Annotated in this window: 16 protein-coding genes; 3 read left to right on the plus strand and 13 right to left on the minus strand. The window is 71.6% G+C overall.

All coding sequences use genetic code 11. From position 1 onward, the window contains the following. Positions 1-115 precede the first annotated feature (115 nt). Both MTQ01_RS20175 and MTQ01_RS20180 read right to left on the minus strand, forming a co-directional pair. On the minus strand, positions 116-859 hold the full coding sequence (locus tag MTQ01_RS20175; protein ID WP_247492105.1) for an ABC transporter permease: 744 nt from the start codon (positions 857-859) through the stop codon (positions 116-118). A gap of 2 nt (positions 860-861) precedes the next feature. After that, entirely contained in the window at positions 862-1,626 is a 765-nt protein-coding gene (locus MTQ01_RS20180; protein WP_282613948.1) for an ABC transporter permease, read from the minus strand. A 43-nt stretch (positions 1,627-1,669) separates the two neighbouring features. On the opposite strand from MTQ01_RS20180, the gene MTQ01_RS20185 reads away from it, so the two are divergent. Both MTQ01_RS20185 and MTQ01_RS20190 read left to right on the plus strand, forming a co-directional pair. After that, entirely contained in the window at positions 1,670-2,863 is a 1,194-nt protein-coding gene (locus MTQ01_RS20185) for a betaine/proline/choline family ABC transporter ATP-binding protein (protein WP_247492107.1), read from the plus strand. 190 nt (positions 2,864-3,053) lie between these two features. Continuing rightward, a complete protein-coding gene (locus MTQ01_RS20190) occupies positions 3,054-3,590 on the plus strand; it encodes a methylated-DNA--[protein]-cysteine S-methyltransferase (RefSeq protein ID WP_247492108.1) in 537 nt (178 codons plus the stop codon). 54 nt (positions 3,591-3,644) lie between these two features. Here MTQ01_RS20190 and MTQ01_RS20195 read toward each other — a convergent pair whose 3' ends face one another. The 11 genes from MTQ01_RS20195 to dacB form a co-directional block, all read right to left on the minus strand. After that, complete coding sequence (locus MTQ01_RS20195) at positions 3,645-4,133, minus strand: DUF3180 domain-containing protein (RefSeq protein WP_247492109.1); 489 nt, start codon at positions 4,131-4,133, stop codon at positions 3,645-3,647. A gap of 113 nt (positions 4,134-4,246) precedes the next feature. Further along, the gene (gene folK / locus MTQ01_RS20200) at positions 4,247-4,852 is read right to left on the minus strand and encodes a 2-amino-4-hydroxy-6-hydroxymethyldihydropteridine diphosphokinase (RefSeq protein WP_247492110.1); all 606 of its coding nucleotides are present in this window, start codon (positions 4,850-4,852) and stop codon (positions 4,247-4,249) included. Then, the gene (gene folB, locus MTQ01_RS20205; RefSeq protein WP_247492111.1) at positions 4,852-5,208 is read right to left on the minus strand and encodes a dihydroneopterin aldolase; all 357 of its coding nucleotides are present in this window, start codon (positions 5,206-5,208) and stop codon (positions 4,852-4,854) included. Before folB ends, folK begins: the two co-directional genes overlap by 1 nt. A gap of 287 nt (positions 5,209-5,495) precedes the next feature. After that, complete coding sequence (locus MTQ01_RS20210) at positions 5,496-6,041, minus strand: nuclear transport factor 2 family protein (protein ID WP_247492112.1); 546 nt, start codon at positions 6,039-6,041, stop codon at positions 5,496-5,498. Then, positions 6,038-6,922 carry a dihydropteroate synthase gene (gene folP / locus MTQ01_RS20215; RefSeq protein ID WP_247492113.1) on the minus strand — a complete coding sequence of 295 codons (885 nt, stop codon included), beginning with the start codon at positions 6,920-6,922 and terminating at the stop codon, positions 6,038-6,040. Before folP ends, MTQ01_RS20210 begins: the two co-directional genes overlap by 4 nt. A gap of 71 nt (positions 6,923-6,993) precedes the next feature. After that, positions 6,994-7,599, minus strand: a complete 606-nt coding sequence (folE, locus tag MTQ01_RS20220) for a GTP cyclohydrolase I FolE (RefSeq protein ID WP_247492114.1) — start codon at positions 7,597-7,599, stop codon at positions 6,994-6,996. Positions 7,600-7,800: 201 nt separating this feature from the next. Continuing rightward, on the minus strand, positions 7,801-9,891 hold the full coding sequence (ftsH, locus tag MTQ01_RS20225) for an ATP-dependent zinc metalloprotease FtsH (protein WP_247492115.1): 2,091 nt from the start codon (positions 9,889-9,891) through the stop codon (positions 7,801-7,803). Between the two features lie 197 nt (positions 9,892-10,088). After that, positions 10,089-10,628 (minus strand): hypoxanthine phosphoribosyltransferase, encoded by a 540-nt coding sequence (gene hpt / locus MTQ01_RS20230; protein WP_247492281.1) that lies wholly within the window; start codon positions 10,626-10,628, stop codon positions 10,089-10,091. A 52-nt stretch (positions 10,629-10,680) separates the two neighbouring features. Further along, entirely contained in the window at positions 10,681-11,886 is a 1,206-nt protein-coding gene (gene tilS, locus MTQ01_RS20235) for a tRNA lysidine(34) synthetase TilS (protein WP_247492116.1), read from the minus strand. Between the two features lie 274 nt (positions 11,887-12,160). Then, complete coding sequence (locus MTQ01_RS20240; RefSeq protein ID WP_247492117.1) at positions 12,161-13,375, minus strand: zinc-dependent metalloprotease; 1,215 nt, start codon at positions 13,373-13,375, stop codon at positions 12,161-12,163. A gap of 179 nt (positions 13,376-13,554) precedes the next feature. Then, the gene (gene dacB / locus MTQ01_RS20245) at positions 13,555-15,138 is read right to left on the minus strand and encodes a D-alanyl-D-alanine carboxypeptidase/D-alanyl-D-alanine-endopeptidase (protein WP_282613920.1); all 1,584 of its coding nucleotides are present in this window, start codon (positions 15,136-15,138) and stop codon (positions 13,555-13,557) included. A 102-nt stretch (positions 15,139-15,240) separates the two neighbouring features. On the opposite strand from dacB, the gene MTQ01_RS20250 reads away from it, so the two are divergent. After that, a complete protein-coding gene (locus MTQ01_RS20250; RefSeq protein WP_211040328.1) occupies positions 15,241-15,732 on the plus strand; it encodes an inorganic diphosphatase in 492 nt (163 codons plus the stop codon). Positions 15,733-15,747: the final 15 nt, after the last annotated feature.

Here is a 15,747-nt window from a genome sequence, read left to right on the forward strand (position 1 = left end):
TCGTGGGCGGCGAGTACGGGTACGGGCGCCGGCCCGGGCCGGCGTACGCGGCTCGCGGACTCTGCCGCCGCCGACCGAAGCGCCGGCCGACGGGCTTCGCCCGCGGCGGGGTCGGTCAGGAAGTGGCGGACACCGGCACTCCCCTGCCCGCCGCCGCGTCCGCGTCGGCAGCGCCGCTCGCGGGACCGCCGGCCGTACGCCGCCGCATCGGGTCGAGCCGGCGGCTGAGCAGCACCAGGGCGCCCTCGACCAGCAGCGCCAGCACCGCGACCAGCACCGCGCCGGCCACCACCTGCGGTGTGCGGTAGGTGTTGAAGCCCTCGGTGATGATTCGGCCCAGCCCGCCGCCGCCCGCGATCGCGGCCAGGGTGGCGGTGGCGACGACCTGCACGGTCGCCGTCCGCACACCGGTCATGATCAGCGGATACGCCAGCGGCAGCTCCACCCGGGTCAGCAACTGGCCGCCGGACATGCCCATTCCGCGCGCGGCCTCCACCACGTCGCGGTCCGCCTCGCGCATCCCGACGTAGGCGTTGGTCAGCAGCGGCGGAATCGCGAAGAGGACGAGTGCGATCACCGTGGGCCACAGCTCGGAGCGGCCGAGCGGGCTGATCGTCAGCAGCACCAGCACGGCGAGGGTGGGCACCGCACGGCCCACATTGGAGATGTTGATCGCGAGCGCCCCGCCACGACCGATGTGCCCCAGCCACAGCGCGATCGGCAGCGCGACGGCGCAGGCGATCACCATGCAGACGAGGGTGAGGAAGAGGTGCTCGCCGAGCCGGTCCCACACCCCGCCCGTACCGCTCCAGTTCTCGCCGGTGGTGAGCCAGCTCCAGGTGTCGGCGACGACTCCCACGGTCAGACCGCCTTTCCGGCGAGCGGGGTGGCACCGGTCGGCGCCTCGGCCTCGGCCGGATCACGCGGAACGTCGTCGGCACCGGTGCGGACCGGCTTGCGGGAACGCGATCTGGCCCACGGGGTGAGCAGCCACTGGAGTCCCAGCAGCAACAGGTCCGCGACGACGGCGAGCACCACGCAGATGACCGAGGCGGTCAGCACCTGTGCCTTGAAGACGCTGTCGAGGCCGGAGAAGAGCAGGTTCCCCAGACCGCCGAAGTCGATGATGCCGCCCACGGTCGTCATCGCCACGGTGGAGACCGTGGCGATCCGCACGCCGGCCATCAACGCCGGCAGCGAGAGCGGGAGTTCGACCGTCAGCAGCATCCGCAGCGGCCCGTACCCCATGCCCCGCGCGGACTCGCGCACCTCCTCCGGCACGGCTTCGAGACCGGCAAGGATGTTGCGAAGGAGGATGGTCAGCGAGTACAGCACCAGCGCCGTGACCACCACCGAGACCGAGATGCCCAGCATCGGCACCAACAGCGCCAGCATCGCGAGCGAGGGCACGGTGTAGAGGATCGTGGTCAGCGCGAGCAGCGGGGAGGCGGCGAGCCGGTACCGCCGGGCGAGGAACGCCAGCGGCAGGGCGATGAGCAGCCCGATCCCCACGGAGGCAACGGTGATTCCGATGTGCTGAAGCGTCGCGTCCGTCAACTCCTCCTGGCGGGAGCGGACGTACTCGCCACAGATCCACTCGTTGGCGGCGAGACAACCTTTTGACATCACGTTCGCGACCCTAACCGCTGACGCTGACAGAATCGGGACCATGTCGCAGCCCACAGAGCACCGCAACGAGAACTTCATCAAGTTCGACCAGGTGACCAAGCGTTACGCCGATGGCACGGTCGCCGTGGACAACCTCTCCTTCGACGTCGCCGAAGGTGAGCTGGTCACTCTTGTCGGTCCGTCGGGCTGTGGCAAGACCACGACCATGAAGATGGTCAACCGCCTGATCGAGCCGACCGAGGGCACGATTCTGCTCGACGGCGAGGACATCGCGACCGTCGACCCCGTCGTGCTGCGCCGCCGCATCGGCTACGTGATCCAGCAGGTCGGACTCTTCCCGCACAAGACCATTCTGGAGAACACCGCCACCGTCCCCCGGCTGCTCGGCTGGCAGAAGGCCAAGGGCCGGTCGCGCGCGGCCGAGTTGCTGGAGCTCGTCGGGCTCGACCCCTCGGTGCACGGCGACCGCTACCCCGACCAGCTCTCCGGCGGGCAGCGCCAACGCGTCGGCGTGGCACGGGCGTTGGCCGCCGATCCGCCCGTACTGCTGATGGACGAGCCGTTCGGCGCGGTCGACCCGGTGGTGCGCGAGCACCTCCAGAACGAGTTCCTCCGGCTCCAGGCCGAGGTGCGCAAGACCGTCCTCTTCGTCACGCACGACATAGAGGAAGCGGTGCGTCTGGGCGACCGCATCGCGGTCTACGGCTCCGGCCGGATCGAGCAGTTCGACCCGCCGGCCAAGGTGCTCGGCGCACCCGCCACCCCGTACGTCGCGGACTTCGTCGGCGCCGACCGCGGCCTCAAGCGGCTCTCGGTCACCCCCATCGAGCTCGACGATCTGGAGCAGCCGCCGCTGGTGCGCCTGGACGACACGCCCGCCCGCGCCGCCGAGAAGATGTCCACCGACCAGGCCCGCTGGGCCGTGGTGCTCGACGACCGCGGCGCACTGCACGGCTGGGTCTCCGCCGACTCCGTCAACGGGACGGGTGAGGGCACGGTGCGCGACCGGGCCCGCCGGATGGACGCCTGGCTGCCGCTCGGCGCACCGCTGAAGCAGGCGTTCAGCACCATGCTCCAGTACGACGCCGGCTGGGTGGCGGTCGAGGAGGGCGAGCGCTTCGTCGGCGTGCTCACCCCGGCCAAGCTCCACGAGGCGCTGCGGCGCTCCATCGACGCGGAGGAGCGCGAGATCCCGCGCTCCGCCGTCGAGTTGGAGACGGTCACCGACATCTGAGCGCAGCCGTCCTCCGGGGCCGCCGGTGTCCGGCATCGACGGCCCCGGGGCGTACGCGGCCCCGCGGGCGGCGCCGGCGGGCGGGTACGGCGGGCGGGCACGGAGCGGGGACGGCGGACGAGTACGGAGCGGGCCTCCTCGGTGTCGCATTTCCGCCAGCACGGTCCTGCGCGCGCGCCATACTCGACGTATGAGCACCACAGCCGCACCCGCCGCAACCGCCGGGCCCGGCGGCCCCGCACGTCGTACGCACACCGTCGTGGAGAGCCCGATCGGGCCGCTGACCCTGGTCGCCACGGACGGTGTGCTCTGCGGCCTCTACATGGAGGACCAGCGCCACCTGCCGGCCCGGGAGACCTTCGGCGCGCCGGATCCGGACGGATTCGACCCGGTGGCGCAGCAGCTCGCCGAGTACTTCGCGGGCGAACGCACCGAGTTCACCGTGCCGTTGACGATGGAGGGCACCGAGTTCCGACGCACCGTGTGGACGGCGCTGCGGGACATCCCGTACGGCCGCACCGAGTCCTACGGCGAGCTGGCGGCCCGGATCGGCCGGCCCTCGGCCTCCCGTGCGGTCGGCATGGCCAACGGCAGAAACCCGATCAGCATCATCGTCCCCTGCCACCGCGTCATCGCCGGCAACGGCAACCTCACCGGTTACGGCGGCGGGCTCCCCCGCAAGCGCCATCTGCTCGCCCTGGAGTCCGACCGGACCGCCGCCCGCTGAAGCCAAGAGCGCCCCGGGCGGTGCCGCCGCGGCCGTACGCGCACTCGGTGTGCGTTACGCCGCCGCGCCCTCCGGGCCGGACTCCTCGTCCTCCGGAAGCCGGCAGATCCGCTCCAGCCACACCGCCACCGCCATCAGCGCGACCGCGGCAACCACCGACAGCGCGGCGTACAGCGCCTGGTCCCGCCGGGCCGGCACATCCGCCAGGTGCGAAGTGACCACGAAGAGCCCCACACCGCCGTAGACGCCGCCGATCAGCGCCGCCACCAGCGCGCTCGCCTGCCCGAACACCACCGCGCGCGCCGCCATCATCGGCTCCACCGGCTTGCTCACCGGGCGGCGCTCGCGCTGCGCCCGCAGCCGCGACCGCAGCGAGACGGCCGTCGCCAGCAGCACCGCGGCGATCAGCGTCAGCACCACCGGCGCCAGCAGCGGAACCGCGGGCAGGGTGCCCAGCTGGTCCCACAGCCGGGACCCGGACCAGCACAGCACTGCGCTGACGGCGAAGATGCCCGCGAGTGTCCCGATACGCAGCTGCTTCACGATGCCCTCAGTGTCCTGTCCCTGCCGGCGCCCACCGGGCCGCGCGAAGCCCCTGCCGCGCGCGCCCTTCCGGCAGACCGCCCTTTCGCCCTGCCGCGCCCCACTGCCAACGACTAGTCGGGCAGCACGAGTTCCAGGTCCTCGCGCACCACGACCTCGCCCTGGCCGTCCTCGTCGATCTCGGCGAGCAGCTCGACGATCGAGCCGCGCCCCGGCACCGTCCCGGACGGGTCCACATCGTGCCACGGGATCAGCACGAAGGCCCGCTCGTGCGCGCGCGGGTGCGGAAGCTCCAGGCCCGGGTCGGACTGGACGACGTCCTGGTACGAGACGATGTCCACATCGATGGTGCGCGGGCCCCAGCGCTCGTCGCGCACCCGCTCGAAGGCCTCCTCGATGGCCTGGCCCCGCTCCAGCAGCGAGGCGGGCGGCAGCGTGGTCCTGATCAGCACCACCGCGTTGAAGTACGAGGGCTGGGTGTCCGGTTCGACACCCCACGGCTCGGTCTCGTAGACCGGCGACACCGCCTTCACCCGCAGGCCGGGGGTGTCCTCCAGCGCGTCGACCGCGCCCTGCAGGGTCTCCAGGCGGTTGCCGAGGTTGCTGCCGATGGAGATCACGGCGTACTTGGGGTTGTGCAGGGTGCTGTCGGCGGCGTCCACCTGGCGGACCACCGAAGCGGGCACCGGCTGCACGGTCGGGTCACTGTTCGGCGTCATCATCGGCTCCGCTTGATCGTGAGGGTCACATCGTCGAAAGGCACAGTGATCGGGGCGTCGGGCTTGTGCACGACGACCTCGACCTCCTGCACCGCCCGATGCGTCAGGCACTGGTCGGCGATCCGCTGCGCCAGGGTCTCGATGAGGTCGACGGGCTCGCCCGTCACCACGGCGACGACCTCCTCGGCCACCTCCCCGTAGTGGACGGTGAGCGCCAGATCGTCGTCGGCCGCCGCGGCCCGGGTGTCCACACCCAGCTCCACGTCCACGACGAACACCTGGCCCTCCTCGCGCTCGTGGGCGAAGACGCCGTGATGCCCCGTGGCTCTCAGGCCGCGCACCGCGACTCGGTCCATCGCGCATCACTCCCTGTCGTCAGTTGTGGATCGTTGCGGGCGCCTGCGCGCGAACCGCGCGCCCGAATCTACCCACGCGCCCTGAACACGCCCGCTCTCGGGGGTGACCACCGCCCGTACACCCGGGTGCGGCGGCGCACCGACACCATCAGCGAAACCCGCTTACCCAGCAGCAGTTGGGGCCACTCATCCATTCCCCGCCACACACTCCGACGAGTGACCACATCGCGTCAAGACTGACGGGGAGTGCCGAATTCCACGGTTGCCCGGCTCACGCACTCGACCGTTCAGGCCGGGCCGAAGGCCGTGCCGCCCGCGGTGTCCTCGCCGTCCTCCGACTCCTCGTCCGACTCGTCCGGGTCGTCCTGGTCGACGAGCACCGGAGAACCGTGGTGCGCCCACAGCTTCCAAGTGCCGTCCCCGGCACGCCTGAAGACGTTCGTCGCCACCACCAGCCCGCCGACGAGCGGCCCCACCGAACCGTCCTCCTCGGCCGGCCCGCCGCTGAGGATGTTCTCGGTGCAGGTCACCAGCGCGGTGTCGCCGAGGACCGAGATCTCGACATCCGTGAGGAAGAACTGGATGTACTCGGTGCTGGCCATGATCAACGCGTACGACCGCAGGACCTCGCCCCGGCCGGTCAGCACCGGCCACCCCGGGTGCACCACGCTGACGTCCGCGTCCGCGGTGTGCTCGCCTCCCTGCGCCTCGTCCAGCGCCGGATCCAGCCAGCGCTCCTCCAGCGCCTCCAGATCTCCGCGCTCCAAGGCTTCGTAGAGTCCGGTGTTGGCGGCCTCGACCGCCTCGATGTCCGTACCCGGCCCGCTGCTCACTGGGCTCCCTCTGCTGTCGCCCGGCGGACCTCGTGGGCCACCCGTACCGCGTCCGCGCTCGCCCGCACTTCGTGCACCCGCACCGCCCAGGCTCCGTCGCCGGCCGCCAGCGCGGTCACCGCCGCGGTGGCGGCGTCGCGCTCCCTGGCGGGGGGCGGCGCCGCGTCCGGACGGCCGGCCAGCACCCGACCAAGGAAGCGTTTCCGGGAGGCGGCGACCAGCAGCGGCAGATCGAGTTCGCGCCCCAACCGGTCGAGCGCGCCGACCAGGGCGAGATCGTGCTCGGCCTCCTTGGCGAAGCCGAGGCCGGGATCGACCACCACCCGATCGAGCGCGATTCCGCCCTCGGCCGCGCGGTCCAGCGCGATCCGCAGCTCCTGCAGCACCTCGGCGACCACATCGCCGTACACCGCACGGGAGTTCATCCCGGCGGACTGCCCGCGCCAGTGCATCACCACGTACGGCACACCGGCGTCGGCCACCACCGGGATCATGCGCTCGTCCGCCCAGCCGCCGCTGACGTCGTTGACCAGCCGGGCACCGGCCGCCACGGCCCGCTCCGCGACCACGGCGCGCATGGTGTCCACGCTGACGACGACGCCCTCCCCGACCAGCCCGCGGACCACGGGAAGCACCCGCCGCAGCTCCTCGTCCTCGTCCACCCTGCTCGCGCCGGGACGGGTCGACTCACCGCCGACATCCACCAGGTCCGCGCCCCGGCCGACCAGGTCCATACCGTGCTTGACCGCCGCCGCGGTGTCGAAGAAGCGACCACCGTCCGAGAAGGAGTCGGGCGTCACGTTGACGACACCCATCACCGCGCACCGCCCCCACGAGGGCAGCCCGCTCACTTCACGCCGTGGTCGCCGTTCAACACTCATGCGCCCACCCTAGGCGGCCGGACGACCGCCCCTCGCACGGAGCCGCCGCGGCTGCCGCGACCTCCCGACGCTCAGCGCGCCATGATGAGGCTCATCGCCTCCGAGCGCGTCGCCGCGTCCCTCAGCTGCCCACGCACCGCGGAGGTCAGCGTCTTGGCGCCGGGCTTGCGCACCCCGCGCATCGTCATGCACATGTGCTCGCACTCGATGACGACGATCACTCCGCGCGGCTCCAGGATCCGCATCAGCGAGTCGGCGATCTGCGTGGTCAGCCGCTCCTGCACCTGCGGGCGCCGCGCGAAGACGTCCACCAGCCGGGCCAGCTTGGACAGACCGGTGATCTTGCCGCTGGCGGACGGGATGTACCCGATGTGGGCCGTCCCGACGAAAGGCACCAGGTGGTGCTCGCAGGAGCTCATCACCTCGATGTCCTTGACCAGCACCATCTCGTCGTGACCGAGGTCGAAGGTGGTGGTCAGCACGTCCTCGGGCCGCTGCCGCAGCCCGGCGAATATCTCCTGGTACGCGCGGGCCACCCGGGCGGGCGTCTCGCGCAGCCCCTCGCGGTCCGGGTCCTCCCCGACCGCGATCAACAGCTCGCGGATCGCGTCGGCGGCACGCTTCTCGTCGAACTCGCCGATCGTGGATTCACCGTCGAGCGTCACGGGGTCGGTCATGGGGGCCTCGTTCCTCGTACCTGGCGTGATCGTGGCTTGTTCGCCACGCAAAAGCCGCGCCCCTCAGCGTAGACCTGAGGGGCGCGGCGATGCTCTGCCGGACAGTTGTGACCTGCGACTCGTCCGCTGCTGCCGACCGCGGCGCGGCCGATCCGGCCCACCTTTCGAGCGGGCGGGCCGGTCAGCCGGACACGGGCAGCCTCAGCGCTCCTCGCGCGGCTCGTCGTACGGGCGCGGCGGGGTGGAGAAGTCGCTCTCCGGCGGACGGACCTCGGAGCCCGCCGGCGTCGAACCGGTGGTGCCACCGCCGTGCGCACCCGTGTCGGCGGGCGCCTTCTCCAGCGAAGGCGTGCCGTTGGCCAGCGAGATCTCCTTCGGCGAGGAGACCGGCGGCCTGGTCGAGGGCGTACGGCGGGCGGAGCCGGTCCACGCGGGGCGGGCCGGACGCTTCACGACGGAGCGGAAGACCACTTCCAGCTCCTCCTTGTTGAGCGTCTCCCTCTCCAGGAGCTCCAGCACGAGGTTGTCCAGGACGTCGCGGTTCTCGACCAGGATCTCCCAGGCCTCGTTGTGCGCGGTCTCGATCAGCTTCTTGACCTCTTCGTCCACCAGCCCCGCGACCTCTTCCGAGTAGTCGCGCTGGTGGGACATCTCCTTGCCCAGGAAGGGCTCGGACTGGTCGGTGCCGAACTTGATCGCGCCCAGCCGCTCGGTCATGCCGTACTGCGTGACCATCGCGCGGGCGGTCGAGGTCGCCTTGTCGATGTCGTCCGCCGCACCCGTGGTCGGGTCGTGGAAGACGAGCTCCTCGGCGGCGCGGCCACCGAGCATGTACGCCAGGCGGTCGAGCATCTCGTTCCGCGTGGTGGAGTACTTGTCCTCCTCGGGCAGCACCATGGTGTAGCCCAGGGCCCGGCCGCGGGACAGGATGGTGATCTTGTGCACCGGGTCGGAGTTGGGAGAGGCCGCCGCGACCAGGGCGTGTCCGCCCTCGTGGTACGCGGTGATCTTCTTCTCCTTCTCGCTCATGATCCGGGTCCGCTTCTGCGGTCCGGCCACGACCCGGTCGATCGCCTCGTCCAGGAACTTGTTGTCGATGAGCTTGGCGTTCCCGCGGGCGGCCAGCAGCGCCGCCTCGTTCAGCACGTTGTTGAGGTCCGCACCGGTGAAGCCGGGGGTGCGCCGCGCGACGGCGCCGAGGTCGACGTCCTGCGTGACCGGCTTGCCCTTCTGGTGGACCTTCAGGATCTCCAGACGGCCCTGCATGTCCGGGCGGTCGACCGCGATCTGACGGTCGAAACGGCCGGGACGCAGCAGCGCCGGGTCCAGGATGTCGGGGCGGTTGGTCGCGGCGATCAGGATGACGCCGCCCTTGACGTCGAAGCCGTCCATCTCGACGAGCAGCTGGTTCAGCGTCTGCTCGCGCTCGTCGTGGCCGCCGCCCATGCCGGCGCCGCGGTGCCGGCCGACGGCGTCGATCTCGTCGACGAAGACGATGGCCGGCGCGTTCGCCTTGGCCTGCTCGAAGAGGTCACGGACGCGGCTGGCGCCGACACCCACGAACATCTCGACGAAGTCCGAGCCGGAGATGGAGTAGAACGGCACGCCCGCCTCACCGGCGACAGCCCTTGCCAGCAGCGTCTTTCCGGTGCCGGGCGGGCCGTAGAGCAGCACGCCCTTGGGGATCTTGGCGCCAACCGCCTGGAACTTCGCCGGCTCCTGGAGGAACTCCTTGATCTCGTGGAGCTCCTCGACCGCCTCGTCCGAACCCGCCACGTCGGCGAAGGTCGTCTTGGGGGTGTCCTTGGTGATGAGCTTGGCCTTGGACTTGCCGAAGTTCATCACCCGGGAACCGCCGCCCTGCATCTGGTTCATCAGAAACAGGAAGACGATGATGATCAGCAGGAACGGAAGCAGCGAGAGCAGCATCCCGACGAACGGGTTCTGCTTCTTCGGGGAGACCGTGTAGCCGTCCGCGAGCTGCTTGTCCTGGTACTTGGTCTGCAGGGTCTGGGCGAGCTCGACGCCCTGCTGGTCGATGTAGCTCGCCTTGATCTGCTCGCTGTCCTCGACCTTGGTGCCGTCCTTGAGCTGCACCTCGATGATCTGCTCGTCACCGGTGGTGAGCTTGGCGGACTTCACCTTGTTCTCGTTGATCGCCTGAACGACCTGACCCGTGTCGACCGTCTTGGCACCCTCGGAAGAGCTGACGACCTGCATCAACACGACCACGGCAAGGACGGCCAGCACGATCCACATGACTGGCCCACGGAAGTATCGCTTCACGTCCATCCACACGAGGCGTGTACGCCCCGTCCCTCCTGCCATAGTGAGTTGAAAAACCGACCCTCGGACGGTACCCCAGCATTGTCACCCGGCGTCGCCGGGCACGGTGAACCGGCCTCCCCCTGCTCCAACGGCGGGGATCGGCCCGGTGTTCCCGGGCCGACGCCGGCGCGCGGCAGGGGTGGCCGGTGCCCGAATACCGGTCAGCCCCCGTAGACGTGCGGCGCGAGAGTGCCGACGAACGGCAGGTTGCGGTACTTCTCGGCGTAGTCCAGGCCGTACCCGACGACGAACTCGTTCGGGATGTCGAAGCCGACCCACTTGACCTCGATGTCGACCTTCGCGGCGTCCGGCTTGCGCAGCAGGGTGCAGACGTTCAGCGACGCCGGCTCCCGCGAACCGAGGTTGGACAGCAGCCAGGACAGGGTCAGACCCGAGTCGATGATGTCCTCGACGATCAGCACGTCCCGGCCCTGGATGTCGGTGTCCAGGTCCTTGAGGATCCGCACCACACCGGAGGACTGGGTCCCGGCGCCGTACGAGGACACCGCCATCCAGTCCATGGTGACGTTGCCGGAGAGGGCCCTGGCGAGGTCGGCCATGACCATCACCGCGCCCTTGAGGACACCGACGATCAGCAGGTCCCGGCCCGCGTACTCCGCGTCGATCTCCGCGGCCAGCTCGGCCAGCTTCGCGTCGATCTCTTCCTTGGTGATCAGGACCGACTTGAGGTCGGCACCCATGTCCTTCTCATTCACGCTCTGCAGCTGCTCTCGCTCGATCGCCGGTGCGCGCTCACACGTCGCTCTGCCGAAGGAACAGTGTGCCACCCGTCCGTCCGGCCTCCACCCGCCCGGGCAGGTTGATGGCCCGCTGCCCGCGCCAGGCGGTGATCAGCCGGTCGGCCTCCTCGATGTGCCGGGCGTACAACGACCCGGCGGGAGCGCCCGCTTCGACGGCGGCGCGGCGCAGCACCCGCCGTCGCACCGCGGGCGGCAGCACCGCGAGGCGGCCGATGTCCAGGCCGATCCGGGGCCGCGCGCCGGCCGGCGGGCCGCCCTGCTCCGGCACCCGCGCGGAGCGCTCCGCCTCGGCGGCCCAGGCGTCCAGGGCGTCGGCGTCGTCGCGGGCGAGCTGCGCGGTACGGGCGAGCGCCTCCACGACGCCCTTGCCGAGCGCCTTCTCCAGCACCGGCAGCGCCTCGTGCCGAACCCGCGAACGGGTGTACGCGGGGTCGGAGTTGTGCGGGTCGTCCCAGACCGGCAGGGCCTGCTCCATGCAGGACGTGCGCGTCGTCTGGCGGTCGATGCCGAGGAAGGGCCTGCGGTAGCGGCGCAGCGCCTCGGCCGCGGGGGCGTGGGCCGCGGCCGGGCCGGCGGCACCGGACCCCGGCACCGCGACGATCGAGCCGGTGCAGGCCGCCATCCCGGACAACGAGCGGGTGCCGGAGCCGCGGGCGAGCCCGAGGAGCACGGTCTCCGCCTGGTCGTCTCGGGTGTGGCCGAGCAGCACGGCGCTGGCGCCGAGCCGGCCGGCCACCTCGTCGAGCGCGGCGTAGCGGGCGGTGCGGGCGGCTGCCTCGGGCCCGCCGTCGCCCCCGACGCGCACCCGTACGCACTCCACCGGATCGAGCCCCAACTCCCGCAGCCTGGCGCTCACTTCCTCGGCGCGGCCGGCGGAGCCCTCCTGCAGGCCGTGGTCGACGGTCACGCCGCCCGCGCGCACTCCGCTGCGGGACGCCTCGAAGGCGAGCGCGGAGGCGAGCGCCATCGAGTCCGCGCCGCCGGAGCAGGCGGCGAGCACGAGGGGCGGCCGGTCGGGGACGGCGCGCCGCTGGCCCGGGCGGCGGGTGCCGGGCTCGTTCAGGGCGGCGTTGCCGACGTGCCCGGTGCTCGGGCCGCCGAGGCCGGTGCCGGGCTCGCTGCCGGCGTCGGCGAGGACTTCACGCAGTGCGCGGCGGACCGCCAGACGTATCGCGGCGACCGCGGGGTGAGGACCCATGTCCGTTCCACTTCCTCAGAGTTGCTGGGTCGAGGGACCCGGCCGGCTGCTCGGCTGAGCAACGGCGCTCCCGCGGAGGCGGCCAGGGCTGCCCGCCGGGCTCTCGGCTGTGTGCGATGTCGGCTCGGCGCGACGCGGGCGTCGCGGCAGGACCCGACCACTCCGTCACACTGAGTGCGTTGATGGTGACAGAGGTCGAAGGCTGCTCAGAGCATCGCATGCGCCCTGCACGGGCCAGGGTCCCTCGGAAGGGTGATTCCCGAGGCGTACCGGCTCAGGAATCAGCCGTACGGTGCACTCTGGCGACCCACTCGTGCGGATCGGCGATCTCCGCCTTGGTCGGCAGGGTGTTGGGCGAGGTCCACACCTTGTTGAAACCGTCCATGCCGACTTCCCGCACCACGGCCCGCACGAACCGCTCGCCCTCCCTGTACTGCCGCAACTTGGCGTCCAGACCGAGGAGTTTGCGCAGCGCCTGGTCGAGCCGGCCCGCGCCCGCCTGGCGCCGCTTCTGGAACTTCTCCCTGATCTCCGCCACCGAGGGCACCACCTCGGGCCCGACGCCGTCCATCACGTAGTCCGCGTGCCCCTCCAGGAGCGACATCACCGCGGTCAGCCGGTCGAGGATCTCGCGCTGGGCGGGTGTCTGCAGCAGCTCGGCGATGCCCCGGCCGCTCTCGCCACCCGTGGAGTTCGCGCCACTGTCGCCGCGCTCGGAGTCCGGCCGCGCGCCGGTGACGCTCTGGGCGACCTCGCGCAGCCGCTCCAGCAGCATCGAGGGGTCCACGTCCGTCTCGCCGAGGAACGACTGGATCTCGCCCTCGAGATGGTCCTTCAGCCACGGCACGGCGGTGAACTGGGTGCGGTGCGTCTCCTCGTGCAGGCTCACCCAGAGCCTGAAGTCGTGCGGGTCCACGTCGAGTTCGCGTTCCACGTGGACGATGTTCGGCGCGACGAGCAGCAACCGGCCGCCGCCCGAACCCGGCAGATCGCGCGAGGAGGGCGCGAAGGTCTCGTACTGGCCGAGCACCCGGGAGGCCATGAAGGAGAGCAGCATCCCCACCTCCACGCCGGTGATCTTCCCGCCGAGCGAGCCGATCAGCGCCCCGCCCGGCACCGCGGTCCGCTTGGCCCGCATCTTCTCCAGCATCGGGGTCAGCAGCTCGCGGAAGCCGGCCACGTTGGCCTTGATCCAGCCCGCCCGGTCGACCACCAGCACCGGGGTGTCCCCGGCGGCACCGACCGGCACCAGCCCGGTGAAGCCGCGCACATGGGCCTCGGATGCCTCGGCGTGCCGACGGAGCTCGGCCACGACGGCACGCGCCTCGGTCCGGTCCACCTCGGGGCCGGACTTCACCAGACGCGTCGCGGTCGCCACCGCGAGGTCCCAGTCGACGAGGTCCGCGCCCTTGCCCGCGCCCCTCCCCCGGGAGGAACTGCTCTCGAAGCCGCCACGGTCCGTACCGTCTGAACGCCCCATGCTCGTCATGGCTTCACGGTACGGCTTCCGCTGCGTACGGCACAGCGGTGCGAGCGGCACGGGGGAGGCCCCGGGCGCGGGTCCGGCCCGTGCCGCGCGGGGCGGGCTCGTGCGCGGGCGGGGCGGGCTCGTGCGGGGCGGGCTCGTGCGGGGCGGGCACGTGCGGGGGCGGGCTCGTGCGGGGCGGGTCAGCGGCAGCCGCAGTCCGCGAGTCTGCCGGCCAGCGCGTCGAGGGCGTTCTGGGCGGCCCGGGAGTCCTTGGCTCCGGTGGTGACGAGCGCGAACGTCAGCAGCCGGCCCTCGGCGTCGACGACCGTGCCCGCAAGGGAGTTGACCCCGGTCAGGGTGCCGGTCTTGGCGCGCACCAGACCCGCGCCCCGCTCGGTTTCGGGGGTGCCGTAGCGACCGCCCAGCGTGCCGTTGAAACCGGCCACCGGCAGACCGGTCAACAGCGGCCGGAGCGCGGCGCGGTCGGGCTCGGCGGCACGGGCGAGCAGCGCGGTGAGGAAGGTGGCGGAGACCCGGTCGGCGCGGCTGAGGCCGCTGCCGTCGGCGAAGCGGGTGCCCTTCATCGGCAGGTCGAGCTTCTTCAACTGGCTTCGCACGGCCTTCTCCGCCCCGCCGAAGTCGGCGGTGCGGCCGGTGGCCAGCGCGGTCTGACGGGCGAGCGCCTCGGCGATGTCGTTGTCGCTGTTCAGCAGCATCCGTTCGACCAGCGAGGACATCGGCGCGGAGCGGTGGACGCCCAGTTCGGTGCCCGGCCGGCCGTCGTCGCCGCCGTCCCCGTCGTTTCCGGGGTGGTCCTTCTCCCGGCCGTCGATCGCCTCGGTCCAGCCCTTAGCGACCTTGGCCGAGACCGTGCGTTCGGTGGCCACGCCGCGGTCGCGCAGCAGTCCGGCGAACCGCTCGGCGGCGTCGGCGGACGGGTCCAGCGCGCGGGGCGCGGGGCCCTTGACGGAGTCGTCCGTACGACCGGAGTTGACCATCAGCGGGGTGAGCGGGGCGATGTTGTCGTTGACCCCGATGGGGTGGCGGTCCGGCCCGGAGTAGCGGGAGGTGTCGTAGCCGAGCGCGGTCGGTTTCAGGCCACGCTTCTTCAGGCTGCGGGCGGTGGCGGTCGCGAGGGAGGCGAACTGCTTCTCGGTGAGCGTGGGGTCTCCGCCGCCGACGAGGACGACGCGCTTCTTCTTCGCGTCCCACACCGTCCGGGTGGGGATGCGGTGCTCCGGGCCGAGCGCGGTCAGTACGGCGGCCCCGGTGGCGATCTTGATCGTCGAAGCGGGCACCACCGCGTCGTCGCCGCCGCCGGCGTACAGCTCCTTGCCGGTGAGCGCGTCCCCGACCGAGAACGTCGTGCGGTTGCCGAGCGCGGGGTCCTTCAGCAGCTTCTTGAACGCCTTGCCCAGGCCCTTGCCGCTGGGCGGGCTGCCCTCGCTGCCGAGCGCGCCGAGCACGGGCGGGGCGCCGGGCCGCGGCGCGGCGCCGTCGTCCGGGCGGCCGGGGCGACTGTCGTCCGAGTGCCCGTCGCCGGTGTGGCCCTGGCCACTGTCGGGCTCCCGGTCGGCTGCCCAGCCGCGTTCAGCCGTACGCTGACCCGAGTCCCAGGGGCCGGTGGAGGCCACCGCGGTCACCGCGACGGTCAGGCCGACAACAGCGGAACCGGCCACCGCCTGCCAGTCACGACGCCGCGGAAGCGGGGTCGCGTACCAACGTCGGCGGACGGCACGCACCCCCGTGTCCACCGCGTCCAGTGAACGGACCCACCGGTTCATGGGCGTACCCCGCACCTAGGACCAGCCCCTTTCGCGAGCAGACACCAGCGTGAGGGACACTTAATCACCAGACATGTGTGTTGATCACGGAGGAGCCTCCCAGTGGAGTTCGACGTCACCATCGAGATCCCGAAGGGATCGCGGAACAAGTACGAGGTGGACCACGAGACCGGTCGCATTCGACTGGACCGCCACCTCTTCACTTCGACCGTGTACCCGGCCGACTACGGTTTCGTGGACGGCACCCTCGGCGAGGACGGCGACCCGCTGGACGCCCTTGTGCTGCTGGACGAGCCGACCTTCCCCGGCTGCATCATCAAGTGCCGGGCGATCGGCATGTTCCGGATGACCGACGAGGCGGGCGGCGACGACAAGCTGCTCTGCGTACCGGCGTCCGACCCGCGCATGGAGCACCTGCGGGACATCCACCACGTTTCGGAGTTCGACCGGCTGGAGATCCAGCACTTCTTCGAGGTGTACAAGGACCTGGAGCCCGGCAAGTCCGTCGAGGGCGCCAACTGGGTGGGCCGCACCGAGGCCGAGGCCGAGGTCGAGGCGAGCGTGAAGCGCCTGGAGGCCAACGGCGGCCACTGAGCCCCGAAGACAGCA

This window comes from Streptomyces sp. XM4193, from assembly GCF_023072595.1.
Lineage (GTDB): Bacteria > Actinomycetota > Actinomycetes > Streptomycetales > Streptomycetaceae > Streptomyces.